We start from the raw sequence: 23759 nt of genomic DNA, 5'->3' as shown, positions 1-23759 counted from the left end.
TCGTTTCAGGCTTGCCAAGTGCATGACCATGCCTCAGGCGTGGCTGCTTACGTCAGTGTTTCGGCATCGGGCATGGCACGGGGCAGTTGCGCTGACATGCTGGAACCGAAACTGGAGACTGACATGACCATCAAGCTTTACAAGCTGCTGCCGGTCAGTGCCGCGGCCATGCTGTGCGTCGCCTTTGCCACCGATGCGTCGGCGGATACGATTGTCAAGATCGGTCACGTCGCGCCGTTGACCGGTGGTATCGCCCACCTGGGCAAGGACAATGAAAACGGTGCCCGGCTGGCTGTCGAGGAAATCAACGCCAAGGGGCTCATGATCAATGGCCAGAAGGTGAAGCTCGAGTTAGATGCACAGGATGACGCGGCCGACCCTCGCACCGCTACGCAGGTCGCGCAAAAGCTGGTCGACGACAAGGTCGTGGGCGTGGTCGGTCACCTGAACTCGGGCACGTCGATTCCGGCCTCCAAGATTTACAGCGATGCGGGCATCGTGCAGATTTCCCCGTCGGCGACCAATCCCGCGTACACCCAACAGGGCTTCAAGACGACGTATCGCGTGGTGGCGACCGATGCGCAGCAAGGCCCAGCGTTGGCCAATTACGCGGCCAAGAATTTGAAGATGAAGTCCGTGGCGATCGTCGATGACTCGACGGCGTACGGGCAGGGCTTGGCCAACGAATTCGAGAAGAGGGCCAAGTCGCTCGGCCTAAAGGTGATGTCGCATGATGCGACCCATGACAAGGCTGTGAACTTCCGCGCGATCTTGACCAAGGTCAAGGGCGAGCACCCAGATGCGATCATGTACGGCGGCATGGACGCCACCGGTGGTCCGTTCGCCAAGCAGGCCAAGCAACTCGGCTTGCGCGCCAAGATCCTCGCGGGCGACGGCGTGTGTACCGACAAGCTGTCGGATCTGGCGGGCGACGCCACCGATAATGTTGTGTGCTCGGAAGCAGGCATGGCACTCGAGCGGATGGGTGGCGGCAAGGCGTTCCAAGTCAAGTATGAAAAGCGCTTTGGCCAGTCAATCCAGATCTATGCGCCGTTCACCTACGATGCGGTGTATATCATCGCCGACGCGATGAAGCGCGCTCACTCAACCGATCCGGCAAAGATTCTGGCCGCGATGCCGAACACCGACTACAAGGGCGTGATCGGCGAAACCACGTTCGATGCGAAGGGCGATCTCAAACACGGCGTGATCTCGCTGTATCACTACAAAGCCGGCAAGAAGTCGGTGCTGGATGTGGTGAAGATGTAACCTAGCGTGCCGCGCTCGACGCGTTCAACGCTTGTCTCAAGGCACACGCGGTGGTGCTCAACGGTTGCCAGCCGGTGCAGGGGCGGTGCGACGCGACGTCGATGCAACGCTCGTCGGTTCTGATGCGCAAGGCAGTGAGCGCATGCGCAACCGGTTGAAGAGGCGGAACTGGAGGCTCGGCGTCTACCGTAACCTATATCGGTGCCACCGTGTGCACAGACGCTCGAGTGGCACGAGCGTCTGTCATATGAGCCATTCCGCGAGCCGTACTCTTATCGGAGCGAGTCGGAAATTCCGCGCGATAGGGGGCTGATTTATAGTCCGACGCGCTTTAAGATCCGTGGCCCGACGACGGCGACCAGCGCTGCACACAGCGCGACAACCGATAGCCCAATCGGTAGCGTCGTGGTTTGGGCCACGCCACCGATCAGCACAGGGCCAACCAGCAATCCCACATATGCTGTTCCCGCAACGCGCGCCAAGCCCTGTGCCGCGTGCACGCCTTTGACGTTGGCCGCCGCGGCAAACAGTACCGGCATCATGTTCGCCATTCCGAGTCCCATCAACGTGAAACCGGTCAGCACGATATACGGGAAAGGCAGCAGCAATGCGATCACCATGCCGGCACAGGCGAGCAACGCACTCATGCAGACGAATGGGGGCGCACCGAGGCGGGCGCGGACCCAGTCGCCCGCGAATCGTGCGACGGCCATGCCGGCGGAAAACGACGCGTACGCGATATTTGCAAAAGCGGGGCTGGCCAGCACGGTGTCGCGCATATAAACAGTCGCCCAGTCGTACATTGCGCCCTCGGCGATCAGCGCGATCAGCGCAACACTACCGAGCAATGCCAAATCGCGCGAGCCGCTGTGTGGCTTGCCTGTTCGCGGCGGATGCCCTTTCTCGGCGACATGCGGCAACACGGAGCCTCGCGCCGCGAGTAGGACTGCAACGGCTATTAACGACACCACAGCCATGTGCAGCTGAGGGGCGATACCTAGGCCAAGCAACGCCGCACCGGCAGCCGCCCCGCCCATACCGCCGACGCTCCACATGCCGTGCAACGATGACATGATCGGCGTGGCGGCGGCGTTTTCAATCGCACTGGCTTCGGCATTCATTGCGACATCGACGGTGGCCATCGTGACCCCGAATAGTGCGAGCATGGCCAGCAGTGCAATATAGGAAGGCATGGTGAGCAGGAGCGACGCACTGACTCCCATCGCAGGGCCGGCAATCATGTACGCGCGGTGCGTACCCACCTTGGCGAGCCAGGGCCCGACACGCAGCATCGCCGCAATCGAACCGCCGGCCACTGCAAACAGCGCGACGGACAATTGTGCGGCGTCCAGTGCAAATTTGTCGCGTACCGTCGGTATGTTCACACCCCACGACGCGTACAGCATGCCGCTCACGAAGAAAACCGCCATCGTCGCGATGCGCGCGCGCCATAGCGCCGAGCGCGGCAGTCGCCGCGCGGTGGAGGAGAAAGACGTGGCGGCCGAGTCACGCATATTCGAAGAGTATTGATCGGGCACAAGTAACCCCCGCGGCGAGCCCCCGGATGGGGCGGCACCAAGCTAAAGTGAGAGGGCCGCGTCCAACACGCGGCAAGATTCCCTATTTTAGCGAACGCGTCATACTCGCGTCGCCAGTGAGCCGTTAAGCTTATTGCAAGCCGAGCCGAGCCGAGCCGAGCCGAGCCGAGCCGAGCCGAGCCGAGCCGAGCCGAGCCGAGCCGAGCCGAGCCGAGCCGAGCCGAGCCAAACACACGCACAATCTTGCCGTAGATTCGCACGCGGGCTTTCTCGTCTACGATCCCGCGGTCGATGTGTCGAACACCGAACGGGTCACGATCGTCGGACGGTTCGAGCCGACCGCTGAGGCAGGGGCGACGCTGGCGCGTCGGTATTTGCGCTATCACCTGGAGGCTGAGCGATATCTGGCGCTGGGCGACTTTATGTTTTACGTGCTCAGTTCGCAGCGCCTCCGCTACATCGACGCATTTGGCGCAATGGGATGGCTGGATGCCATGCAATTAGATGTCTTTCCTGCACTTGTGGAGCACGAAGAGCAGGCGTTGATCGACGCGTTGACGCCAGGCGACGCGGTAGCACGCAGTTTTCGCCTGCTTGGGGCCGATCGCTTTGGCGTGGATTGGGTGCGGCACGGCCGCCGTGCACGCGTGGCGTTGAACGAGCCGCGAAACGAACTGGATGCGTTGTACGCGGCGCTTGCTGCCGAACTGCGTCAACTCTGCTGACTTGCCGGGCAGTGACGCGTTCGCTACGCGAAATTATTCGCAATACGAACGCGCGTGTATTCTTCTGCTGAATGGGTTAAACCCGACGTATTATTTAATCTGGCCATTTGTCGTCAGTTACAATGGTGCCTCGCTTCCCAGTAGTCGGGAAAAACCCGGACTAATCAATGTGCAAGGACTCACGCCTTAGAGGTTTGTCGAATAAAATTGAACCTGGATGCCGATTGTCACGGTCTCCAGGTGATTGTTGGTCAGTGGTTCTCCACTGAGTTCGCCGCGGTAATAGGCAGTCGCGCGAGCGTGCTTTTGTAACACGACGTCAATCCAATGCTGAATCTGTATACCTAGCTATTTGTCTCAGGCGCATTCTGTGTTAAATTAACTACGTACTATTCCGAGGTGATCTTTATTGGAGCGACTTAACGGACGCAGAACCGAGTCGTGTCTACTATCCAAGGACCCCTATGTCATCGTACAAAGAGCTTCTTGCACAGCGTGAAAAGCTGGAAAAGCAAATCGAAGAGGCAAAGGCCAAAGAGTTTGCTGAAGTTGTCAACGACATCAAACAAAAGATGGCCGATTATGGTATTACGCTGGCTGATCTCGGCTTTGGCCGAGGTAAACTGGCAAAGGCGGGACGGCCTCGTGCAGGTGTGGCGCCGAAATACCGCGATCCGGCTAGTGGCAGCACTTGGTCCGGTCGTGGCAAACCGCCGAAGTGGATTGCTGGAAAAAATCGGGATCAGTATTTGATTCAGCAATAAGTCAGGAAGTCGCGCAAGCGATTATAACGGGGCATGCCGCACCACGGATCGCCCACAAAGAGAAGGCCGTGTGCCCGACAGGGGCCACTGGCCTTTTTTTATTGCGGTGCCCAAAGCCGTGCTCGGCGCAAACCATGGTGGGTCGAAACCCAGATGGAGCCTAAACTCATGTCGAGCCTAAACTCCTACCGGCTGCGCACCTTGGTGGATACTGGGGAATTGCGCGCGATAGCCCCGCAGTGTGCTGTAGACGTGGAATGAGAATGCGTCACATCATCGTAAACCGATGATTTATTTCGGAAAATATCCATGAAAGCGGCGCGAGCCGGGTTGGGCTGGTAAAATAGCGATCCAATCGATGGCCTTCACCGCCCTTATCTGTTTTTCATGACCACCTCGCTGCCCGAGCGCCAAGTCGTCGCGCAGAAATCCACATTTGTGAGCATCGTACTCAATACGGTGCTGATGATGACGCAGATCGTGGTCGGCGTACTTGCCCATTCGCAAGCGTTGATTGCCGACGGCGTGCATTCGCTGGCTGACCTCGTGTCCGACTGCGTCGTGCTGATTGCCAATCGGCACAGCGGGGCTCACCCGGACGCCGATCATAACTACGGCCATAGCCGTTACGAAACCGTTGCTTCGCTTTTTCTAGGCAGCTTACTGATCGTCGTGGGCATCGGCATGATGTGGCGCGGCGCGCAGCGCATCGCCGATCTCGATGAGATCGCGTCCGTGCATGTGTCCGCGCTTGTCGTCGCCGTGGCGGTGCTATTTTCCAAAGAATTACTGTTCCGCTACATGTTGCGCGAGGCGCAGCGGGTGCGTTCGGCGATGCTGGTGGCCAATGCGTGGCATGCCCGATCCGATGCCGCGTCCTCGCTTGTGGTTGCGGTCGGTATCGTCGGCAGTCTGGCGGGCTGGCGGTGGCTGGATCCGATCGCGGCAGCGGTCGTCGGTTTCATGATTGTCCGGATGGGTTGGATTTTTGGCTGGGATGCGCTTCAAGACCTGTCAGACCGGGCGTTGGACGAGCAGACAACACATCGAATCCGCGAAACGCTGCTATCGACGCCTGGCGTGCAAGGGGTGCATGAGCTCAGAACGCGCAAGATGGGCGATGCGGCGTTGGTCGATGCCCATATTCTTGTAGAACCTCGAATCACTGTTTCCGAGGGGCACTATATCGCGGAGACAGCCCGTCTGCGTGTGCTCAAGGAGCCGCACGTGCTTGATGCGTTGATCCACGTCGATCCAGAGAGCGACGATGAGCGCACCGCATGGGAAGCGTTGCCGCCGCGCGATCGGCTGTGCAAGGATCTGGAGCGCGAACTCTCTTCTCGCGGCGTGCAGATCGTGTCGTTCGACATCCATTATCTGCGGCACGGCGTCGAACTCGACTTGCTGCTCGCACCGGCCAGCGGCGTGCAAGTCGACGGTGATCGTGACTTAACTCAAGCGCTCGATCTCGATGCCGTCGCCCGGCGTCTCGGTGTGTGCCAGATTCGGCTGCGGCGGATGGTCGGTTTGGCAGCGGTGCACGCGACGGCCTGACGCACACCGCGTAGGCTAGTGCGGCAGCATGGAGGCGCTGCCACCCGTGCTTGCCGCGGGCAGCCCGAGTATGTCAAGCGGCGGTGGGGCACACACCCTATCAAAGCGGCAATTGCGTGTCGAACTTGATTTCCCGCAGTACGACGCTGGTGTGGACTTGCGCGACGGCTGGAAACTTGAAAATGCGCTCGTGCAGGAACGTGTCGTAAGCTTTGATATCGGCTGCAACGATCTTGAGGATATAATCGGCCTCGCCCGTCGTGCTATAGCATTCGGTGACTTCCGGACAGGTCGCGATTTCTCGCTCGAATTGCTCGGCGCCGCCTTCGGTATGGCGCGTCAAATGGATATGGGCGAGCGCGCACACATGTAATCCGAGCTTTTCCCGGTCGAGCAACGCAGTGTAGCGCTGGATCACCCCCGACTGCTCCATTTCCTTGATTCTTCGCCAGCACGGCGTACTCGATAAACCGACTTGATCGGAAATCTCTTGTACCGAGCGGCGCGCGTCGAGTTGTAATAGGCGCAATATCTTTTGAGAAAACGCATCGAGTGCCAAGAGTGCCTCCCTTTAGCGCGTTCTATTTTTTGAATGGTAGAGAAATCGCGAATAAAACGCAATTCGTATCGTTTAAGATGAGTGACTTCACCTCTATCTAGCATGCTTATGCGATACTTTCACTCATAACGTTCCTATCCGCCACGTCGGCAAGCAGGCCGGCATTTTTGCGATTGGCAATTGTGCGAGTCGGGCCACTCCATTAGACTGCGCGCGCTCGCAACCAAAAACCTTTTCATCATGCGCATCGTGCTGGTGGCCAATACGCTGTGGTCCATTGTTATCTTTCGCCCAGGACTGCTGCGCACGCTGGTCGGAATGGGGGTTGACGTCGTCGTGATGGCGCCCATTGACGATACGTTGTCGCGCGCACGCGAGTTGAACGTGCGAGTCATCCCGCTGGAGTTGTCCGCGAAAGGTACGAACCCGCTGCACGATATCGGGTTGGTGAGCACGCTCGTGATGCGCTACCGTGCGCTGAAACCTGACCTGGTGTTCCACTACACTATCAAGCCGAACGTCTATGGCTCGATCGCGGCCAAGCTGGCTGGTGTGCCATGTATCGCCGTGACCACGGGACTTGGTTACGCGTTCGTCAATACCAATTTCGTCGCGCGCGTGGCCAAGGCGCTGTACCGCTTCGCTTTTCGTTTCCCGCGCGAGGTGTGGTTCCTTAACGGCGACGACCAACAGGACTTCGTCGCGCAGCGACTGGTCGATCCGGTCAAGACGCAGGTGTTGCCCGGCGAGGGCATTGATCTTGCTCATTTCGCGCCGCGTGCAGCGGGCATGTCCGACGGCAAAGTGCGCTTTCTGCTGATTGCCCGCATGCTGTGGGATAAGGGGGTGGGCGAATACGTCGAGGCTGCCCGTCTTGTCCGCGCCGTGTATCCGCAGGCGGTGTTCCAATTGCTCGGCGCGACCGACGTTGCCAATCCAAGCGCGATCAGTGCCGAGCAGATGCGTACGTGGGTCGCCGAAGGCGTGGTCGAGTACCTCGGCACGACACAAGACGTGCGCGATATCATCGCGCGCGCTGACTGCCTCGTGCTACCGTCCTATCGTGAAGGCGTGCCTCGCACGTTGTTGGAGGGGGCGGCGATGGCCAAGCCGCTGGTGGCGACGGAAGCGATCGGGTGCCGGGAAGTCGTGGTCGACGGCGAAACCGGGTTGTTGTGCGCGCCCAGGGATGCTGCCGACCTGGCGCGCAAGCTTCAGCACATCATCGAAATGGGGCCGGACGCGCGCGCGACCATGGGCGCTCGGGGGCGACGAATGGTTGAGCAGCGCTATGACGAACGGATCGTCATTGAGCGCTATCTAGCGGCGATGCGGCGGATTGGATTGAGGATCGCCGACATGCCGAAAGCGTGACGGCAGGGCGGCTCAACGGCCGCCGCCCTGTTGTCCGGGTTCCGTTTCTGACTCCGCGGGGCCTGCCGTCGGGTCGAGAGGCGTCGCTTGCGCGAGTTCGTCGTGCGTTGCCCCCGCCAGCCATTCGGCATGCGCCGCCTGGCGCACGCGCAACTCCGAAAGCATGTTGCAAAACAACGCCCCCTGTTCGATCGCATCATCGAGCGCGACATGTGTGTGCGGATGGGTGTCGAACCAGTGCTTCGGCAACCTTGGCTTGATCGTCTTCCGGTAAGGCAGCCCGGTCATCGCAAACGCCAGCGTCTTGATGTCCAGCGCCGACCAGGAGAACGGGCAGCGGCCAGCAAAGCGCATCATGTACCAGAACATGAACGTGAAGTCGAAGCCGGCCGGATAGGCCACGAAGACGGGCTTGCCGGGTAAAGCCTCAACCCAGTCGACATAGGCGGGCAGTGCTTCTTCGGGCGCACGCGTATCTGTACGGCATGCCGCCCAAGCGTCGGGTTGCGTTTTCCACCACGCGTCCTGAACCGGATGGGGGGATGCGCCGGGCAGCGTGTCCAAGTTAGCGGAGAATGTTGCGATCAGCTGTTTGTCTCCGGTATAGGCCGCGGATGCGAAGCTCAGCATTGAATGCGGGCCGGGAATCGGGCCGTCCGCCTCGATATCGGTGCTGACGTAAATTTCTTCCATTGAGTATCCGATCAACTGGCAGTAACGTGGTCCGCCACGTACGGATTCGTGCGCCGCTCCTCGCCGAAGGTCGACATCGGACCGTGTCCGGGAACGAAGCGGACGTCGTCACCGAGCGGCCACAGCTTCTTGCGGATCGACGCGATGAGATCCGCATGATTGCCGCGCGGAAAATCCGTCCGTCCGATCGATCCCGCGAATAGTACGTCGCCGACCAGCGCAAGTCGATGTTCGCGGCTGAAAAAAACCACGTGTCCCGGCGTATGTCCCGGGCAGTGAAGGACCTCCAATATCTCATTGCCGAACCGCACGGTATCGCCATCGTGCAGCCAGCGGTCCGGCTCGAACGCTTGCGCCGCCGGCAAGCCAAAACGCGTGCTCTGCTGCGGCAGCAATGCCAGCCAAAATTGCTCATCCGGATGCGGTCCCTCGATCGGCACGCCGTAGTGGCTTGCCAATGCACGGGCACCTGCGCAATGGTCGACGTGTCCGTGCGTCAACAACACCTTTTCCACGCTCGCGCCGTGCTTTTGCACCTGTGCTTCGATCAACGTCAGATCTCCTCCCGGATCGACAATGGCGGCGCGTTGGGTCTGCTCGCATACGAGCAGCGAGCAGTTCTGCATGAAGGTCGTGACGGGAATCAGCTTGACTTGCATCGGGTTCGGAAGCGCACTGAACGGCTGGCTAAGTGAAGGCAACATTGTAGTCGTCATGTCCCGATCTGTGCATCCACGCATCCGCGCGTTCGCATGACCGCAGCGGCGTATTGCGTAAAAATGATGATCTGCACAATTGGGTATAATGGCCAGCATGCACCTTAATTGTGCAGTCAAGTCGGACGCCCTCGCACCGCACGGTCGAAGAGGGCGCCGTCCAGTAATAACGCCGCGTACGACACGCGGCGGTATCCAGCATCACAAGTTGATGCGACACGTTCCATCCGGTTGGACACGGGGCGCCTGATTCCCGGCGTAGCCCGGCACTGGTACGGAGCCTTCACCGCTGATCAGCATGACGCTTAACTAGCAAGTGCCATGCCAACATTGTAACGTCGTCAGCGGTGATTCGGGTCTGGATGACGTCCCTTAAAGGGCGGCCAGACGTGCCTTGAACCTGGCGAACCACGGCGCTTGCCGTTTCGCGGTCGCGCCGCCCACCGAGCGCAGCTTGCCTGCGCGGTGCCATGGCGCATCCGTTTGTTCGCCCAGAGCCGTGGCCATAGGTGACGGCTCATAATAGTGAAGACGTACCTATGAAAGCTCGATGGCCTCGACGTTATGGGATCGTTTGTGCCCTCCTTCTGCTGGCCGGTTGCGCGATGGATGGGGATCGTAAGGAGCCAACGACGGTGAGCCCAACGATGGGAAGCGCGAGGGCAAGCGGTACGGCGGTCGTCCAGTCGGTGTCGAGCCGTGCAAAGTCAGCCCTGGATGCACTCGCGCGCGGGAAGCGGGGCGATGCGCCGGCCGACATGGCCGCGCGTAATGCCCCGTTGCTTGCCGATGCCGAGCCGCTGGTCGCGGATGCGCCTGACGTGTCGGATTTCAAGCAGGAGGGCCGCGCATCCTGGTATGGCCCTCGTTTCCATGGCCGTCGTACCGCGAACGGCGAGCGCTTCGACAAGTATGCGTTGACTGCTGCGCATCGGCGCTTGCCGCTGTCGTCGTTTGTGCGCGTGACCAACGTCGCGAACAAGAAATCGGTGGTGGTGCGGATTAACGATCGTGGGCCGTATCACAGCGCACGGATCATTGACCTGTCGCAGGCGGCGGCGAATGCGCTTGGGCTGCAGCATGCCGGGACCGCAAGAGTTCGGCTGCAAGGCTTGTCGCGCGAGGAGGCTCGCGTGGCGATGACCGAGCAACTCGCGTTGGCCAGATGATCGACACCGCGAGCTTGTGCAGTATGCTTTGTCTCGGGCCGCGGTTCAATCGCGGCTTTTTTATCTTCCCGATCCGTCCTTTTTCAATTCCAGCGCACGCGCATAGAGCACGCCACGTGATGCGCCCGTCAGCGCGACTGCCAGTTTGACCGCGGTGCTGACCGGCACTTCGTCCAGCAATGTCGTCAGTATCGCGTCGTGCTGGTGCGCGTCACTGTGCGTGGGTGCGCCAGCACCTTCGACCACAAGGACGAACTCGCCACGCAGCCGATTCGGATCGGCGGCGAGCCATGCTGGCCCTTCGGCCAGCATGCACTGATGCAGGCTCTCGTGTAGCTTGGTGATTTCTCGCGCGATCAACATTCGACGCGACGGGCCAAGCGTTTCGGCCAACGCGCGTACGGTCTCGAGCGCGCGGTGCGGCGCCTCATAGAAAACAAGCGCTTCCTCGCGCGACGCCAGTGCCTGGAGCCGGGCGGTCCGCTGCTTCGGCTTGGTCGGCAGGAAGCCGGCGAAGGTAAACGTGCCCGCCCAATCGCCGGTCACACTCAGCGCAGCGGTTACCGCGCTGGCGCCCGGTATCGGCACCACGCCCAGTCCTGCATTGCGTACCGCGTCGACCAGCCGTGCGCCCGGATCCGAGATGCCAGGCGTGCCCGCGTCCGACACGTACGCGATACGCTCGCCCGCGCGCAGAAGCTCAACGACGCGTTGTGCGGCTTCGCGTTCGTTGTGTTCGTGAACCGCCAGCAATGGGCGCGTGATTCGGTAACGCGCGAGCAGGTGAGCCGTGTTGCGCGTATCTTCCGCCGCAATGCGGTCCACCAGCGCAAGCACGTGCAACGCGCGGAGCGTGATGTCGGCGAAGTTGCCGATCGGCGTTGCCATCACATAAAGCGCCGGTGCCGGATAGTGCTGGTTCTCGGCGAGCGAGAGGGGATCGATCAAGGAATACCTCGGGAGAAGCGATGAGCAACGAAGCGCCCGCCATTGTGCCACGACGTGGTACGGCGACTAGTACCACCCGGCTGGCGATGCAGCCTATGCAGCCGACACAGCCGACACAACCGACACAGCCGACACAGCCGACACAGCCGACACAGCCGACACAACCGACACAACCGACACAACCGACACAACCGACACAACCGACACAACCGACGCGGGCTGAGGGGTCATTGGACAACTTTTCGCGCCGGCCGATGTCGAAGCAGGTCGGTCGTGTTTTCGAGTCGCATGCGCTGCGCCATTTGAGCCGCCACGGGTTGGTGCTCATAGCGCGCAACGTACGTTATCGGCGCGGGGAGATCGACCTTGTCATGCGGACCACCGATGGGACAATCGTATTTGTCGAGGTCCGTGCCCGCAATTGCCCCGATTATGGTGGGGCACTCGCCAGTGTCGATAGGCGCAAGCAATACCGCCTGATGGCCGCCGCCCGGGCTTTCCTGGCCACGCGTTTGGCGGGTGGGCGCCTGAAGGCGGTGCCGCCTTGCCGGTTCGACATCGTCGCGTTCGATGGTGGCCGACTGACGTGGGTCGTTGATGCCTTCAGCGAAGATCCGCGACTGCGGTAAACTCGCGGGCGAGAAACGAGCATGAACAATTGATGTCGATCGAGAGAATTCAGCGGCAGTTCCGCGAGAGTGCGCAGTGGCCATTGACTGCATTGGATGCGCTGGGAGTGCCGATCGCCGCGGCGATCGATGCCATGTTCGCGACACTGGCGAACGGCGGCAAGATCCTGACATGCGGGGATGGCGCGTGCATGTTGGACGCGCAGCGTTTCGCGGCAGCGCTCGTTGGTCGTTTCGAGCGCGACCGGCCGGGGCTGCCGGCGCTTGCCCTGGCCAATGATGATTGGATGAGAGCGTCTGGTGGCACACAGGCGCACGATGCGGTTTTCGCGCGTCAGGTGCGCTCGCTGGGGCACGGCGACGACATACTGCTTGCAATCGCCGGGTACGATGATGCGCCGGCGTTGGTTGCGGCCATCGATGCTGCGCATGAGCGGGAGATGATCGTCGTCGCGTTGACTGGGGCCGGCGGCGGACCGCTGTCCCAAGCACTGCTCGATACCGACATCCATATTTGCGTGCCCGCGCAGCGTCAAGCGCGGGTTCATGAGTTGCAGCTGCTGACGATTCACTGCTTGTGCGACGGGATCGATGCAATGCTGCTCGGGGAAGAAGACTAACTAAATTAGGGAGAGGTTGTCGATGACTGCCACTCGCGTCTGTAAGACGCTTATGCATGCCGTGCTGGCCGTGGGCCTTGCTTCATCGCTCCAAGGCTGCGGCCTACTGCTGCTGGGCGGCGCGGCCGGCGGCACGCTGATAGCCGTTGATCGGCGCACGCTCGGGGCCCAGACGGAGGACCGCGAGATCCAAATCAAGGCATTGAAACGGATCGGCAATGCATTGCCGGACACCGCCCACGTCAACCTGACGGTCTATAACCGTCGCGTGCTGTTGACCGGTGAGGTGCCGGATGAGGCCGCGAAGCAAAAGGCCGAGTCGATCGTGCGTGACATTATCAACGTGAGTAGTATCGCCAATGAACTGGCAGTGCAGCCCGCGAGTTCATTTTCTTCGCGCACCAGCGATACGTATATCAGTAGCAAGGTGCAGGCCGCGTTGGTCGGCAACAGGGATATTTCGTCGAACTATTACAAATGGACCACGGAGCGCGGCATTGTCTACTTGATGGGCTTGGTGACGGTTGACGAAGGCAATCGAGGAGCCGACGTCGCCAGTCGCGTGACCGGCGTGAAGCAGGTCGTCAAACTGTTTCAGTACGTGAAGCCCGAGGATGCGAAGTCACTGGTGGCGATGCCGGCATCCGGCGCCAGCGTGGCTTCCGAGCCCGCGGTGGAGCAGTCGACGGGAGCAACGGTGGGCGAAGTGCCGCCCGCAGGGGTGACTGAGCAACCGCTGGATCAACAGCCGCCCGCACCCGTGTCCAACTCGGCGATCAAGCCGGGTAACCCGAAGGCACCGAATTGATGAGTGAGGTCAGTCAGGTGCGTTGGCACGGGGTTGGGTTGCAGGGCGGATTCGGGTTGACCCGGTGGGGACGGTTGCGTTGGGGCACGGCCATTGTGCTGGCGGGGGCGGCCACCGGCGCGCAGGCGTATGATGCCGAGCGCGCGCAGGCCCTGGCGAAGCAGAATGCGTGCTTCGGTTGTCATGCCATCGAGCGCAAACTTGTCGGACCTAGCTTTGCTCAAATCGCTCAACGGTACAAGGCAGACGGGACGGCGCCCGCGCGGCTGGTCAAGAAGGTCGTGCAAGGCGGAGCAGGCGTATGGGGACCGATTCCAATGCCGTCACATCCTCGGTTGAGTGAGGCTGAGGCGAGGGTGTTGGTGGATTGGGTGCTGGCGGGGGCGCCGCGGAAGTAGCGGGTAAACGTCTTGCTTTTGGAGTGTGTATTTCTGCTATACTTACCGCTTCACGTGGGGCGGTAGCTCAGCTGGGAGAGCGTCGCGTTCGCAATGCGAAGGTCGGGAGTTCGATCCTCCTCCGCTCCACCAATAGAATCAAGGGCTTAGCTGATGGCTAAGCCCTTTTTCTTTGGTAGATTCGATTTATTGGGCCAATTTTGCGCCACTCGGGCTGTCGAAGCCTTGGACGCAACACTTGAGGAGCAGTGAATGGCATCTATCACCCGTCGAGGCGATCTTCAGTGGCAGGCCCGCGTTCGGCGCAAAAGCTACCCAGTATAGATCAAGACATTCAACACGCGAGCTGAAGCAGAGGCTTGGGCTCGATTGATCGAGTCGGAGATCGATCGCGGCGTCTTCGTCAGCCGGGCCGAAGCGGAATCGACCACGTTCGCGGAAGCGCTCGATCGATACGATCCTGAAATCGCCGCCTCCAAGAAGGGCTACGTGCAGGAAGCGTCTCTGCTGCGCAATTTGGAAGAGCACGGTCATTGCGTCCAGACCAATGGCTTCGGTGCGAAGCGCGGACATCGCCAAACTGAGGGACGATTGGTTGAAACAGACCAATCTTCCCCTGAAGCCAGCCAGCGTGGTGTCGGACGGCCAAGATCGTGACGGTACCGCCGTCGAGGCGGTACCGGGCTATGTAACCACTATCCCTGAAATCGATCGGCCACTCCCGATACTGCTGGGGCAGATCTTCTACGAGACGTCCCATTCAAGGGTGAGTACCGAGAGCCTGCACGCCTTGTCTAATCGCTTCGCCAGCCCGCCTTGCGGCGTCAGGATTCTTCGGCCGCAGGAAGTCGCGCAATCGTTGCATGTCCCGGATAGCTGCCGGCGCAAAGATTACTTGTGGCATTCCGGCGAGGGCAGTTCGTTTTCAGTTCCCCAGCTCGCGAGCCACTTATCCACTTCCTCGGCGCTCGCGTGCAGGCCGGTCGCCTGAAATTCATTCCATGCCTTGAGCGTGTCTTGGTTCAATGCTTCACGCTTTTCCTCGCGCTCGACGTACTGCTCAATGGCTTCACGCATGATCCAATGCGGAGTTCACCGACGAGCCTCAGCCAAGTGCTGAACCCGCCCTTTCAGTTCATCATCAAGCTTGATGGATGTTGCCGTAACCATGACACGGCCTCCGTAGCAAAAGGTGTTACCTGAGACTACTATAGACCTCAGCGCAACGCGAGTCCATGTCGCCCCAATATTTGCGATGACCCATTGGCCAATCCATGGCTTGCCGGGGCGGCAGCGCGTTTGCCGGGACAACTGCTGCGCTGCGGCCGCTGCCTTGGCACGCGCAGCGCTTCCTGCTTGGCGTCTCGGAGCCGGACCTCAATTCGATGTTCGACCATGATGTCGATCGCGCGTCGCTTGAATTTTTCGCTGCCCGTGAGTTCGAATGCGCCCCCGTACTTTTTCGCTGCCAATTGCAACGCAGTCGTGATTGATACGTCGTCGCGGTTGCCTTTGGCGAGCACGTCAATGCGTCGCCCGAGATCGATGAAAGCGTCGCGGCCGTCGTCCAACCGATAAATAACTGGCGCGACCTTTGGTGCACTGGCTTGTCACGCGCAGGAAGTCGTATGCGGTGAAGTGCACGGTGCGCGTGATCTCGCGACCACGGTTCTTCGCCTCGCACCACTGACTAACGCAGTAGATCCAAAGATCTTTGTCGTGAATCGTTGCGCACCCGTAGGTGCCCGGCATTACCTTGACGATCGCGCCGTTGCGCTCGTAGGTGCGCACCCGCATATCCCCTGCCTTCAGCGCGAACAGCGGATGTTCCATACTGGCCATGTCATCCTTTGGCGCAGCATCGATAATGTCGGCAATGAAGAAATCTTGCTGGCGTAGACGGTCCGGGGAAACATGGTTTGTCCCTCGTTCCTTGAGTCCGGCCGACCTTGAATGATAGGACAGCCACAACGACGACGACGCTGCCCAATGTTGAGCTGCAACGCTCGCCACATTCGCCGCACGCGCGGTTTGCCCAGCGCCAGCCAGGCTGAAATCCGCCGGTAACCCAAATGCGGCACTTCCTGAGCGGCCGCAATCAGTCGCTCGCCCACGCTCCGATCCTTCTGCGGTTGCTTAAGCGCATAGGTTGCCACCCGACGACTCAGTCCCAAATAGCAACATGCCTTGCGTTGCGATAGCCCCCGCTGAGGCAGCACTTCCAGCGCTTCGCGCCGACTCGTCGTGGCCTTCATTTTTCTTCAAAAGTGTGAGTTGCCAACAAACGAGGTAACAACTTCCGCATATTGGCATTGCACTATCCGCCAAGAACATGGCGTTCACAGTCCATCGCTGTGCTCAGTTTCCCATTTTCCGCTAGCCTGATTCGCGGCCTCACTTCGTATTGCGCCGTTTTTTATCGACTGCCGAGCTTACAGATGGACTTTGATCTGCATGCCGCTTTGAACGACTACCAAGCCTACATGTGTGCGTTGGAGTCGTGCCCGCAGCCTGCTGCGTCGGCGCTCCCGCCGACACTGAAACCGGCAAGCGGTGGGCTGGCGAACCCGCCGGCCAGCCAGCCCACGACCTATCGTGACCTGCCGCGCGAACTCATTGAACGGATCGGTGACTACGTGCCCGTTCAAGATGTGGGAAATTTTTCAGCAGTCGATCGTCGCACGTATCATGCGATGCAAAGTCGGCGCTTAGTCTACCGTTACTGGCAACGAGCCAACCAAGCCGTCAGTCTCGCGTCAGTCAACCAACTGCTCAGTGAGATGGGCAGCACGCTCGCCGATCCGGCGCAGCACGTTGAGCCGATTGAGGCGCTGCGCCAGCGTTTGGAAGCGTTGCCTTATCGCGAGCAAGGCGAAGCCTTCAAGCGCATGTACGCGGCGGCGCAGCGTATTCCGAAGGATGGCGTGCAGATACAAAAAGCGCTGTTGTTGCACTCATTGTGCGATTTCCATTGGAGCCATCGCGATGAATTATTCGACTTCGCTTACGCGATGGCGCAGCGGCGTGCGCCCGAAGAAGAGAATGTTTGGACGGAACTGGCTGACAGTCTGAGATTCTTGTTGTTTGGCTCAGCTGAGTTTGTTGAGCGTTATCAGACGCTCGTGGCTCGGCTTGCGTCCTTGAGGGTATCCGAGCAAGCAGAGCTGATTCCGGTATTGTGTCTGCGAATGATTCACTTTGGGGGAAGCAACGACCGCCTCCCTGGGCTGTATGCGGTGTTACGCGAACAAGCGTTGCAACTGCCGCCCTCTCATCAAGGCGCACCGGTTGGCATGTTAGCCAGTGCCATATGGGTTCTGCCGCACGCGGAGCGGCTCGCACAGTACACGCAGCTGCGTGATGTGGCGCTGTCGCTGCCTGACGAACAGTTGGGCGTTGCGCTACGCTCTCTTCCAGAGGGGTTGACGAGGTTACCGAGCGAGCATCATGCACACGAACTTCAGTTACTGGAGCCGGCATTGCTGCGCGTACTGCCAGCGCAGCGCGCGCAAGTCGCACTTGGCCTACTAACGTATATCCACAGATTGGACGATGCATTGGCAAAGTGGGTCTGGCAGCAGGGCTTGAGTCTATTGAATGGCGCAGGCGAAGCTGTCTTATGCGATGTGCTTAGCAGACTTCGAGCGCAGGGTGCGATACGTAACTTAGACGATCATCAATGGGATATGGCGGTGGTTGAGATCACCCGCTTTATGGAAGCCAACCAGTTCTCCGAGCCGGCCCGAGCGCGATTCCAGGACAGTCTGCTTTGGCTCAGAAGTTAACTACATTAACCTGCGGCTGAACCGGCATACTTCGTTTATTCGGGGGAGCTTTCGCGAGTCGGACAGGGCGATGCCAGTTCACCGCTTACATTCGAGTGGTGAACCGTCATCCTAAGTAGGATTGGCCATGGACCACCGGATACCCCTCTCTTCCATTAATGTAGGCGCCAGCACCTCATCCGCGCCACCCAGCATTTCGCAGCGCTCAACGGCTCCCTTGCAGGGGGCCCCTCGATCGACCTCCTCGGCACTTTCGGGACTGTGTTGCTTAAGCCGAAGCTCAAGTACTGAGACCAATGGGTCTGTCTCAGCGGAAGAGACCCAGGGACAATCGATCGGTCAGTCAGTGCTTTCTGGAGTGCACAGTTGTATAACGAGTTGCCTGCCCAATTTGGAGCCAAATCTCTCCAACTTAACACCAGAACAGCGCAGCGAGTATTACTGCAATCAGGCAGCGGACTATGCCAGGCGTTCCGCAGAACGCGATTCGAATGGTAAGCCATTAAATAAAAAAGAAAACGAATCCTTGACGAGTAAAGGCAACGTATGTTGGGATGCGGTCAAGGACTGTGCGTTTAAAGCAGGGGCCATCTCTAAAAATCGGTATAAATCGGTGGATGCTAAGACAGATTTGGTTGCATCGTCCGATAGACGGATAAACAATGCCAATGAATTGAGAAACGTGCCACCTGGACATACCCTCGGCTTCTTCGAAGCCGAAGTGGCCAAATCAACCGAGCCTCCTCGCATAGCAACCAAGCCCTTCCACGTGATGCTTACCACGGGCGACAATAAAGCCGCCGGACATAAAAATGGATGCCTCGAAATTGGCAATCCTAGCGGCTGGGAAGAACTTGATTTGAGCCAGCTGAAATGGCATAAAGGCTATTTTATCGCTAGCCCGGAGGCAAAGGGTAAAGAGATTGATTTGAGCCGGTTAACTGAACAAAATGGTCACTTTATACTTGCCGAACCTAATAATAAAAAAGATGTGTATTACAAGGCTTTTGTCGTTACCCATCGGCCAATCAGCGAAGCCGGCAAGCAACCGAGCAACGAAGCCTCCACCTCGGCGCAAATGTGATGATCGAGCGGCGCTGGCGGCCACTCACGGCAAGCTGCATGGCTTACCTTACAACACGGATGCATATCGCTGTTAACAGCAACTTAGAAGTGGCTTTTCCCCACTTTGTGTGAAGTTTCACGTCACCATTCAGCACCGATTCAACACGCGAGTACGAAGCAGTTGGAAGCCGGCGCGGCCATACATTTGGCGCTTGAGCAACTTGAGCCGATTGACATGGCCTTCGACGATGCCGTTGCTGTAGGGTGTGAGTAGTGCAGCATGTACGGCATCGTAGTCGTGGCCAATGCTTGGCTGCAAACCGCTGCATTTCTGGTACACCGCTGGCCTGAGCTTGGCGCAGCCAGCTTGCCAACGCTTGATGGGCGCGGCGCTTGACTATGTCAGTGAACTCGCGCGACAGCCGCCGGATCGCCACAATCTGTGGATTTCGCTCGTCGAGTCGTTGAACAAAGTGCTCGATGTGCCGCTTGTTGTCGTTGGGGAGCGAGGCCGTGCCCCGGCCCATTAACCAGCAGCCTACGCGACGAGTGGAAGGCACCGCTCGCAATACAGCAGTACGCAGCTGCTGCGTGATTGCACAGGCTTGTCGCCAAGGCTGAAGGGCTTGGCGTACGATGCCGCAACCGCCGTTGAACCCTTGGCCCACGATTTCCCGATACAACCTCGCCGAGTTTGGGCAGCCTTCACGCCAGCGCTGGGCAAGATACGCTCGATAGGGCTCCAACTTGCTGGCTGCGGGTGGCCGTTGCGCCCGCTCAGGAAACCCACCGGCGTTGATCCAATGTCGCACTGTACGCCGGTCCAATGCCGTGATGCGCGCCATCGCTCGGATTGCCATCCCGCTTCGATGATGGTGCATGACCGATTCATAGCGTGCGAGCCGCGCTTCGCGCCGCTGCGCTTGCTGCTCCTTTGCGCGCGACGTGGTTGCCACGCCGGGCGCATTCGATTCGATCGCTGGCAATGTGGCACAAGCGTGCGCGTGATCGAGCGAGCGTGCAACTTCGCGGATAGGCCGCTGGCAGCGACTCAGCACGCGCTCAATAGCATCGCCAAGATTCTTCAATAGATGCCATCGGTCGGCCACTTGTATGGCTTGCGGCGCGCCACGGGTGATGCCTTCGGCGTAAACTCCCGCGCGATCGCGTGACACGATGCGGATTGCACGGTTTCCTGTTAGCCAGTTCGCCACCGATGTCGCATCACGATTGGGCAACAGATCCAATGGGCGCCGTTGCTCGAGATCGACCAGTAGGGTGCCATAGCGATGACCGCGCTTGAATGCCCAGTCATCGACGCCAATAATGGTAGAGGGCGATGTCGTCGCGACATGCTTCTGGCCGTTGCGTTTGAGCAAACGAAGTATCGTTTCGCCGCTGATCGAAATGCCCAGCCGCTGCGCCAAGCGCGCACCTGCGGCGCCACTGAGCGCCAAGCCCACATGCCACAGCAGCGTCTGTGCTCGGGCTGTGCGACGCTGCTGACGTGGGCCGAATTGCGCCGGGCATTGGGCGAATGTTCGCCGGCGGCACATTGTGTTATCGCAACGAAAGCGCCGCACATGGATTTTCAGTGTGACGCGATGGCCGCTACACGGTAGATCCTCAACGCGTCGTCGGTATCCTCCGTGTATCCGGGAGCTTGCCGCTCCACACGCCGTGCAGTGCGCAACGAGCCCTTGATGTTTCAGTGCAATGATGAGCCGATGGCCGATCATCTCCCACCCGACAATGCGCATGCCGGAAGCGGGCAACAGGCGCTGAAGGAAGGAAAAATTCACGACAATTATCCGAGTGATGCGATATCGCGCTTGACCACTATTGTCACCTGCAGGTTCACACAAAGTGGGGAAGAGCCACTTCTAAGTTGCTGTTGACATCATCTCTGATCTGCCGGTACCGGCAGAACTGCGATCTGAGACGATGGGCACTAACGCTTATTTCTCGCATTGGCGCTCGCAAGGCGATAGTCGCCACCGCGCGCAAATGAGCGACCGTACTGCTCTCTATGTGGAAGGGGCAAACAGACTTCAAGGCGATCAGATAGTGGATTCGATTTGACTATTTGCACTGCCAGAGCCGAATACTTCATTCAGGCTGATTACGTCGCCGCAGCGATTCCTTCACCCGCTTTGCGGTCCCACCGCGGCAATCACATCGGAACGCTGTAGCGACTTTCAAACGGCACGTTGTGGCGCACTGCGACCACTGCGACCACGTAGACGACAACGAGACGGCCTCTATGAAGCATTGCAACAGAGAGGAAGCTTATTGACAGGAATTAGACGACAAGACTGTTCAACGCCTGATGGGTGAGCTGCGGCTGAAATCGTACGTCCGCGTGAAAAAGTATCGCGCATACAAGGGCGAGGTCGGCCACGTAGCCCCCAATGTCCTCGCGCGACGGTTCGATGCAGCGCGTCCGAACGACAGGTGGGTGACGGACGTGACGCAGTTCAATGTCGGTGGTGAGAAGCTCTATCTGTCACCGGTTCTTGATCTTTACAACAGCGAGATCGTCGCTTACGAGATCGCACGGCGAGCGCTGTTCGACATGGTTGGAACCATGCTGAAGATAGCGTTTAGCCGCCTTGGACCGCATGACAAGCCGATACTTCACTCGGATCAAGGTTGGCAGTACCAGATGTCGGTGTATCGCAAGGCGCTCCAAAAGCATTCCGTCATGCAAAGCATGTCGCGCAAAGGCAACTGCCTCGTGGATAACATCACAACAGCCAATCATCTTTGAGAAGGCGAAGGTATGCGAGTTTGAAGCAACCCTGCCAAGCCGACTTCTCTACTCACGGTCCGCGGCATCGCAGAGAAGCATAACTTTGTAAGCCTTTTCATCTGGGATCTAAAGCGGAACGATTTCCTTTATCTTTTTTATTTTACTAACGATATCGCAACGCGATCTATTGGAAAGGGCTTGCTACGTGCACAGGTGTGTCCACGGGCACCCGCTTTCATTCGGCCTTTATGTAAAGATTGTGTAATAAATTTCTCTATCTTTGCCGACGAGCCGTGCGAAATGGACAAGCTTCGCGCGCTCCAAGCTACGTGTGTACGGTGCGGCCCGGGATGGTGGAATGTAACTAAACCTGCACCATCACTTATTCGATCCGCACGTTGTTTCGGCTGCGTGCTGCTTACCATTGCCAGCTTCACACGAGCTTCTTCAGCAGTGTGCGTTACCAACAGACGATGTAATAGCTGCCGCATATGGGCATCGCGCTATCCGCCAAGAACATGGCGTTTACAGCCCATCGCTGTGCTCAGCTTCCCGCTTTTAGCTAACCTGCCGTGCGGCTTCGCTTCGTATCGCGCCGTTTCTTGTTATCGATTGCCGAGCTTACCGATGGACTTTGATCTGAATGCCGCTTTGAACGACTACCAAGCCTACATGCGTGCGTTGGAGTCGTGCCCGCAAGCTGCTGCGTCGGCCCCCCCGCCGACATTGAAACCAGCAAGCGGTGGGCTGGCGAACCCGTTGGCCAGCCGGCCCACGACATATCATGACCTGCCGCCCGAACTGATTCAGCAGATCGGTGACTACGTGCCTGTTCAAGACGTGGGAAGTTTTTCAGCAGTCGATCGTCGTACGTATCATGCGATGCACAGTCGGCGTTTAGTCTACCGCTACTGGCAACAAGCCAACCAAGTCGTAAGTCTCGCGTCAGTCAACCAGCTGCTCAATGAGATGGAGGGCACGCTCGCCGATCCGGCGCAGCACGTTGAGCCGATTGAGGCGCTGCGCCAGCGGTTGGAAGCGTTGCCGTATCGCGAGCAAGGCGAAGCCTTCAAGCGCATGTACGCGGCGGCGCAGCGTATTCCGAAGGATGGCGTGCAGATACAAAAAGCGATGTTGTTGCACACATTGCCCGATTTTCATTGGAGCCATCGCGATGAATTATTCGACTTCGCTTACGCGATGGCGCAGCGGCGTGCGCCCGAGGAGGAGAATGTCTGGACGGAACTCGCTGACAGTTTGGGATTCTTGTTGTTTGGCTCAGCTGAGTTTGTCGAGCGTTATCAGGCGCTCGTGGCTCGGCTTGCATCCTTGAGGGTGTCCGAGCAAGCGGAGCTGATCCCGGTATTGTGTCTGCGAATGATTCACTTTGGTGGAAACGACGACCGTCGCCCTGAGCTGTATGCGGTGTTACTCGGACAAGCGCTGCAGTTACCGCTTTCTGTTCAAGGCGCATCAGTTGGCATGTTAGCAAGTTTCATATGGGTTTTGCCGCAAGCGGAGCAGCTCGCACAGTACACGCAGCTGCGTGATGTGGCGCTGTCGCTGCCTGACGAGCAGTTGGGCGTTGCGCTACGCTATCTTCCAGAGGGGTTGACGGATTTACCGCGCGAGCATCACGCACACGAATTCCAGTTACTGGTGCCAGCATTGCTGCGCGTACTGCCAGCGCAGCGCGCGCAGGTCGCAGTGGGCCTACTAACGTGTACCTACAAACTGGACGATGCATTGATAAAGTGGGTGTGGCAGCAGGGTTTGAGTCTATTGAATGGCGCGGGCGAAGCTGCCTTATGCGATGTGCTTAGCAGACTTCGAGCGCAGGGTTCGATACGTAACTTAGACGATCGTCAATGGAATATAGCGAGGGGTGAAATCACCCACTTTATGGAGGCCAACCAGTTCTCCGAACCGGCCCGGGTGCGAATTCAGGACAGTGTGCCTTGGTTCAGAAGTGTGCCACGTTAACCTGCGGCTGAACCAACATACTTCGTTTATCCGGGAGATCCTTCGCGGATCTGACAGGGCGATGCCAGTTCACCGTCTACCTTCAAGTGGTGAACCACCACCCTAGGATTCATCATGGATCACCGGATACCTCTTTCTTCCATTAATGTAGGCGCCAGCACCTCATCCGCGCCACCCAGCATTTCGCAGCGCTCAACGGCTCCCTTGCAGGGAACCCCTCGCTCTACGCCTTCGGCGCTCTCGGGGCTGTGTTGCCTAAGCCGAAGCTCAAGCACTGAGACCAATGGGTAATCTCCCCGTTTTCCATGGGGTTCAGAAGTAGAAACTATGCGGCCATGGCCAGCCGCTGTTTTGGCGTCAATCCGCCCAAGGCCATGTTCGGGCGATCGTGATTGTAAGTCCACATCCAG

The 23759-nt window shown here is 59.0% G+C and carries 23 protein-coding genes, 1 tRNA gene and 4 pseudogenes; 16 read left to right on the top strand and 12 right to left on the bottom strand.

Annotated features, from left to right (window positions below):
- The first annotated feature begins 123 nt into the window (after positions 1-123).
- Entirely contained in the window at positions 124-1269 is a 1146-nt protein-coding gene (locus KQH60_RS14095) for a branched-chain amino acid ABC transporter substrate-binding protein (protein ID WP_237577044.1), read from the top strand.
- A gap of 314 nt (positions 1270-1583) precedes the next feature.
- Here the strand turns inward: KQH60_RS14095 and KQH60_RS14090 are convergent, their stop codons facing one another.
- Positions 1584-2783: an MFS transporter gene (locus KQH60_RS14090; RefSeq protein WP_237577043.1), complete on the bottom strand. Its 1200-nt coding sequence runs from the start codon at positions 2781-2783 to the stop codon at positions 1584-1586.
- 317 nt (positions 2784-3100) lie between these two features.
- Between KQH60_RS14090 and KQH60_RS14085 the strand changes: the two genes are divergently transcribed.
- From KQH60_RS14085 to KQH60_RS14075, 3 genes are all read left to right on the top strand, one after another.
- Positions 3101-3532, top strand: a complete 432-nt coding sequence (locus KQH60_RS14085) for a CREG family protein (protein WP_237577042.1) — start codon at positions 3101-3103, stop codon at positions 3530-3532.
- 464 nt (positions 3533-3996) lie between these two features.
- Entirely contained in the window at positions 3997-4296 is a 300-nt protein-coding gene (locus KQH60_RS14080) for an H-NS family nucleoid-associated regulatory protein (RefSeq protein WP_041753907.1), read from the top strand.
- Between the two features lie 387 nt (positions 4297-4683).
- On the top strand, positions 4684-5850 hold the full coding sequence (locus KQH60_RS14075) for a cation diffusion facilitator family transporter (RefSeq protein WP_237577041.1): 1167 nt from the start codon (positions 4684-4686) through the stop codon (positions 5848-5850).
- A 100-nt stretch (positions 5851-5950) separates the two neighbouring features.
- Here KQH60_RS14075 and KQH60_RS14070 read toward each other — a convergent pair whose 3' ends face one another.
- Positions 5951-6409, bottom strand: a complete 459-nt coding sequence (locus KQH60_RS14070; protein ID WP_237577040.1) for an Lrp/AsnC family transcriptional regulator — start codon at positions 6407-6409, stop codon at positions 5951-5953.
- A gap of 240 nt (positions 6410-6649) precedes the next feature.
- Between KQH60_RS14070 and KQH60_RS14065 the strand changes: the two genes are divergently transcribed.
- Positions 6650-7783, top strand: a complete 1134-nt coding sequence (locus KQH60_RS14065) for a glycosyltransferase family 4 protein (protein WP_237577039.1) — start codon at positions 6650-6652, stop codon at positions 7781-7783.
- 12 nt (positions 7784-7795) lie between these two features.
- On the opposite strand, the gene KQH60_RS14060 is transcribed toward KQH60_RS14065, so the two are convergent.
- Both KQH60_RS14060 and KQH60_RS14055 read right to left on the bottom strand, forming a co-directional pair.
- Positions 7796-8491, bottom strand: a complete 696-nt coding sequence (locus tag KQH60_RS14060; RefSeq protein ID WP_237577038.1) for an exonuclease — start codon at positions 8489-8491, stop codon at positions 7796-7798.
- A complete protein-coding gene (locus KQH60_RS14055) occupies positions 8488-9135 on the bottom strand; it encodes an MBL fold metallo-hydrolase (protein WP_237577091.1) in 648 nt (215 codons plus the stop codon). The genes KQH60_RS14060 and KQH60_RS14055 overlap by 4 nt, the downstream gene beginning before the upstream one ends.
- A gap of 704 nt (positions 9136-9839) precedes the next feature.
- Between KQH60_RS14055 and KQH60_RS14050 the strand changes: the two genes are divergently transcribed.
- Positions 9840-10361, top strand: a complete 522-nt coding sequence (locus tag KQH60_RS14050; protein WP_368669355.1) for a septal ring lytic transglycosylase RlpA family protein — start codon at positions 9840-9842, stop codon at positions 10359-10361.
- Positions 10362-10421: 60 nt separating this feature from the next.
- Here KQH60_RS14050 and rsmI read toward each other — a convergent pair whose 3' ends face one another.
- Positions 10422-11309, bottom strand: a complete 888-nt coding sequence (gene rsmI, locus KQH60_RS14045) for a 16S rRNA (cytidine(1402)-2'-O)-methyltransferase (RefSeq protein ID WP_237577036.1) — start codon at positions 11307-11309, stop codon at positions 10422-10424.
- A 254-nt stretch (positions 11310-11563) separates the two neighbouring features.
- On the opposite strand from rsmI, the gene KQH60_RS14040 reads away from it, so the two are divergent.
- The 6 genes from KQH60_RS14040 to KQH60_RS14015 all read left to right on the top strand — a co-directional run bounded on the left by KQH60_RS14040 (position 11564) and on the right by KQH60_RS14015 (position 14421).
- Positions 11564-11938 carry a YraN family protein gene (locus tag KQH60_RS14040; protein WP_237577035.1) on the top strand — a complete coding sequence of 125 codons (375 nt, stop codon included), beginning with the start codon at positions 11564-11566 and terminating at the stop codon, positions 11936-11938.
- 32 nt (positions 11939-11970) lie between these two features.
- Entirely contained in the window at positions 11971-12558 is a 588-nt protein-coding gene (locus KQH60_RS14035) for an SIS domain-containing protein (RefSeq protein WP_237577034.1), read from the top strand.
- 22 nt (positions 12559-12580) lie between these two features.
- Positions 12581-13366 (top strand): BON domain-containing protein, encoded by a 786-nt coding sequence (locus KQH60_RS14030; protein ID WP_237577033.1) that lies wholly within the window; start codon positions 12581-12583, stop codon positions 13364-13366.
- Positions 13366-13764: a c-type cytochrome gene (locus tag KQH60_RS14025; protein ID WP_237577032.1), complete on the top strand. Its 399-nt coding sequence runs from the start codon at positions 13366-13368 to the stop codon at positions 13762-13764. Before KQH60_RS14030 ends, KQH60_RS14025 begins: the two co-directional genes overlap by 1 nt.
- 56 nt (positions 13765-13820) lie before the next feature.
- Positions 13821-13896: transfer RNA gene (locus tag KQH60_RS14020), tRNA-Ala, on the top strand.
- A gap of 237 nt (positions 13897-14133) precedes the next feature.
- Positions 14134-14421: a hypothetical protein gene (locus KQH60_RS14015; RefSeq protein WP_237577031.1), complete on the top strand. Its 288-nt coding sequence runs from the start codon at positions 14134-14136 to the stop codon at positions 14419-14421.
- 103 nt (positions 14422-14524) lie between these two features.
- On the opposite strand, the gene KQH60_RS14010 is transcribed toward KQH60_RS14015, so the two are convergent.
- The 5 genes and pseudogenes from KQH60_RS14010 to KQH60_RS13990 form a co-directional block, all read right to left on the bottom strand.
- Positions 14525-14629 carry a hypothetical protein gene (locus KQH60_RS14010; protein ID WP_237577090.1) on the bottom strand — a complete coding sequence of 35 codons (105 nt, stop codon included), beginning with the start codon at positions 14627-14629 and terminating at the stop codon, positions 14525-14527.
- A gap of 26 nt (positions 14630-14655) precedes the next feature.
- A pseudogene (locus KQH60_RS14005) lies at positions 14656-14934 on the bottom strand (CopG family ribbon-helix-helix protein).
- A 47-nt stretch (positions 14935-14981) separates the two neighbouring features.
- Positions 14982-15287: an LPD7 domain-containing protein gene (locus KQH60_RS14000; RefSeq protein ID WP_237577030.1), complete on the bottom strand. Its 306-nt coding sequence runs from the start codon at positions 15285-15287 to the stop codon at positions 14982-14984.
- 1 nt (position 15288) lies between these two features.
- On the bottom strand, positions 15289-15606 hold the full coding sequence (locus tag KQH60_RS13995) for a replication initiator protein A (RefSeq protein WP_237577029.1): 318 nt from the start codon (positions 15604-15606) through the stop codon (positions 15289-15291).
- A 122-nt stretch (positions 15607-15728) separates the two neighbouring features.
- Positions 15729-16031, bottom strand: a pseudogene (locus KQH60_RS13990) (IS3 family transposase); the annotation flags it as partial.
- A 171-nt stretch (positions 16032-16202) separates the two neighbouring features.
- On the opposite strand from KQH60_RS13990, the gene KQH60_RS13985 reads away from it, so the two are divergent.
- Complete coding sequence (locus KQH60_RS13985; protein WP_237577028.1) at positions 16203-17549, top strand: hypothetical protein; 1347 nt, start codon at positions 16203-16205, stop codon at positions 17547-17549.
- Positions 17550-17940: 391 nt separating this feature from the next.
- Positions 17941-18633, top strand: a complete 693-nt coding sequence (locus KQH60_RS13980) for a hypothetical protein (RefSeq protein WP_237577027.1) — start codon at positions 17941-17943, stop codon at positions 18631-18633.
- A 129-nt stretch (positions 18634-18762) separates the two neighbouring features.
- Here the strand turns inward: KQH60_RS13980 and KQH60_RS15105 are convergent, their stop codons facing one another.
- Both KQH60_RS15105 and KQH60_RS13975 read right to left on the bottom strand, forming a co-directional pair.
- Entirely contained in the window at positions 18763-18954 is a 192-nt protein-coding gene (locus KQH60_RS15105; protein WP_368669357.1) for a transposase, read from the bottom strand.
- Between the two features lie 31 nt (positions 18955-18985).
- Positions 18986-20353: pseudogene (locus tag KQH60_RS13975) on the bottom strand (ISL3 family transposase); the annotation flags it as partial.
- A 557-nt stretch (positions 20354-20910) separates the two neighbouring features.
- Between KQH60_RS13975 and KQH60_RS13970 the strand changes: the two are divergent.
- Together KQH60_RS13970 and KQH60_RS13965 are read left to right on the top strand one after the other, a co-directional pair.
- Positions 20911-21360, top strand: a pseudogene (locus tag KQH60_RS13970) (IS3 family transposase); the annotation flags it as partial.
- A 633-nt stretch (positions 21361-21993) separates the two neighbouring features.
- Positions 21994-23349, top strand: coding sequence for a hypothetical protein (locus KQH60_RS13965; RefSeq protein ID WP_237577026.1), 1356 nt, complete (start codon positions 21994-21996; stop codon positions 23347-23349).
- Positions 23350-23759: the final 410 nt, after the last annotated feature.

The sequence above is a fragment of the Mycetohabitans sp. B8 genome (assembly GCF_021991875.1).
Lineage (GTDB): Bacteria > Pseudomonadota > Gammaproteobacteria > Burkholderiales > Burkholderiaceae > Mycetohabitans.
The sequence above is the reverse complement of the archived record's forward strand: the minus strand, read 5'-3'. Positions and strand labels throughout refer to the sequence as shown.

Excerpts from the sequence above, each read along its gene's own strand:
- KQH60_RS14095 (WP_237577044.1), top strand. The coding sequence starts at position 124 with ATGACCATCAAGCTTTACAAGCTGCTGCCGGTCAGTGCCGCGGCCATG.
- KQH60_RS14090 (WP_237577043.1), bottom strand. The coding sequence starts at position 2,783 with ATGCGTGACTCGGCCGCCACGTCTTTCTCCTCCACCGCGCGGCGACTG.
- KQH60_RS14080 (WP_041753907.1), top strand. The coding sequence starts at position 3,997 with ATGTCATCGTACAAAGAGCTTCTTGCACAGCGTGAAAAGCTGGAAAAG.
- KQH60_RS14075 (WP_237577041.1), top strand. The coding sequence starts at position 4,684 with ATGACCACCTCGCTGCCCGAGCGCCAAGTCGTCGCGCAGAAATCCACA.
- KQH60_RS14065 (WP_237577039.1), top strand. The coding sequence starts at position 6,650 with ATGCGCATCGTGCTGGTGGCCAATACGCTGTGGTCCATTGTTATCTTT.
- KQH60_RS14055 (WP_237577091.1), bottom strand. The coding sequence starts at position 9,135 with ATGCAAGTCAAGCTGATTCCCGTCACGACCTTCATGCAGAACTGCTCG.
- KQH60_RS14050 (WP_368669355.1), top strand. The coding sequence starts at position 9,840 with ATGGGAAGCGCGAGGGCAAGCGGTACGGCGGTCGTCCAGTCGGTGTCG.
- KQH60_RS14040 (WP_237577035.1), top strand. The coding sequence starts at position 11,564 with ATGTCGAAGCAGGTCGGTCGTGTTTTCGAGTCGCATGCGCTGCGCCAT.
- KQH60_RS14035 (WP_237577034.1), top strand. The coding sequence starts at position 11,971 with ATGTCGATCGAGAGAATTCAGCGGCAGTTCCGCGAGAGTGCGCAGTGG.
- KQH60_RS14030 (WP_237577033.1), top strand. The coding sequence starts at position 12,581 with ATGACTGCCACTCGCGTCTGTAAGACGCTTATGCATGCCGTGCTGGCC.
- KQH60_RS14025 (WP_237577032.1), top strand. The coding sequence starts at position 13,366 with ATGAGTGAGGTCAGTCAGGTGCGTTGGCACGGGGTTGGGTTGCAGGGC.
- KQH60_RS14010 (WP_237577090.1), bottom strand. The coding sequence starts at position 14,629 with ATGCAACGATTGCGCGACTTCCTGCGGCCGAAGAATCCTGACGCCGCA.
- KQH60_RS13995 (WP_237577029.1), bottom strand. The coding sequence starts at position 15,606 with ATGGCCAGTATGGAACATCCGCTGTTCGCGCTGAAGGCAGGGGATATG.
- KQH60_RS13985 (WP_237577028.1), top strand. The coding sequence starts at position 16,203 with ATGGACTTTGATCTGCATGCCGCTTTGAACGACTACCAAGCCTACATG.
- KQH60_RS13965 (WP_237577026.1), top strand. The coding sequence starts at position 21,994 with ATGGACTTTGATCTGAATGCCGCTTTGAACGACTACCAAGCCTACATG.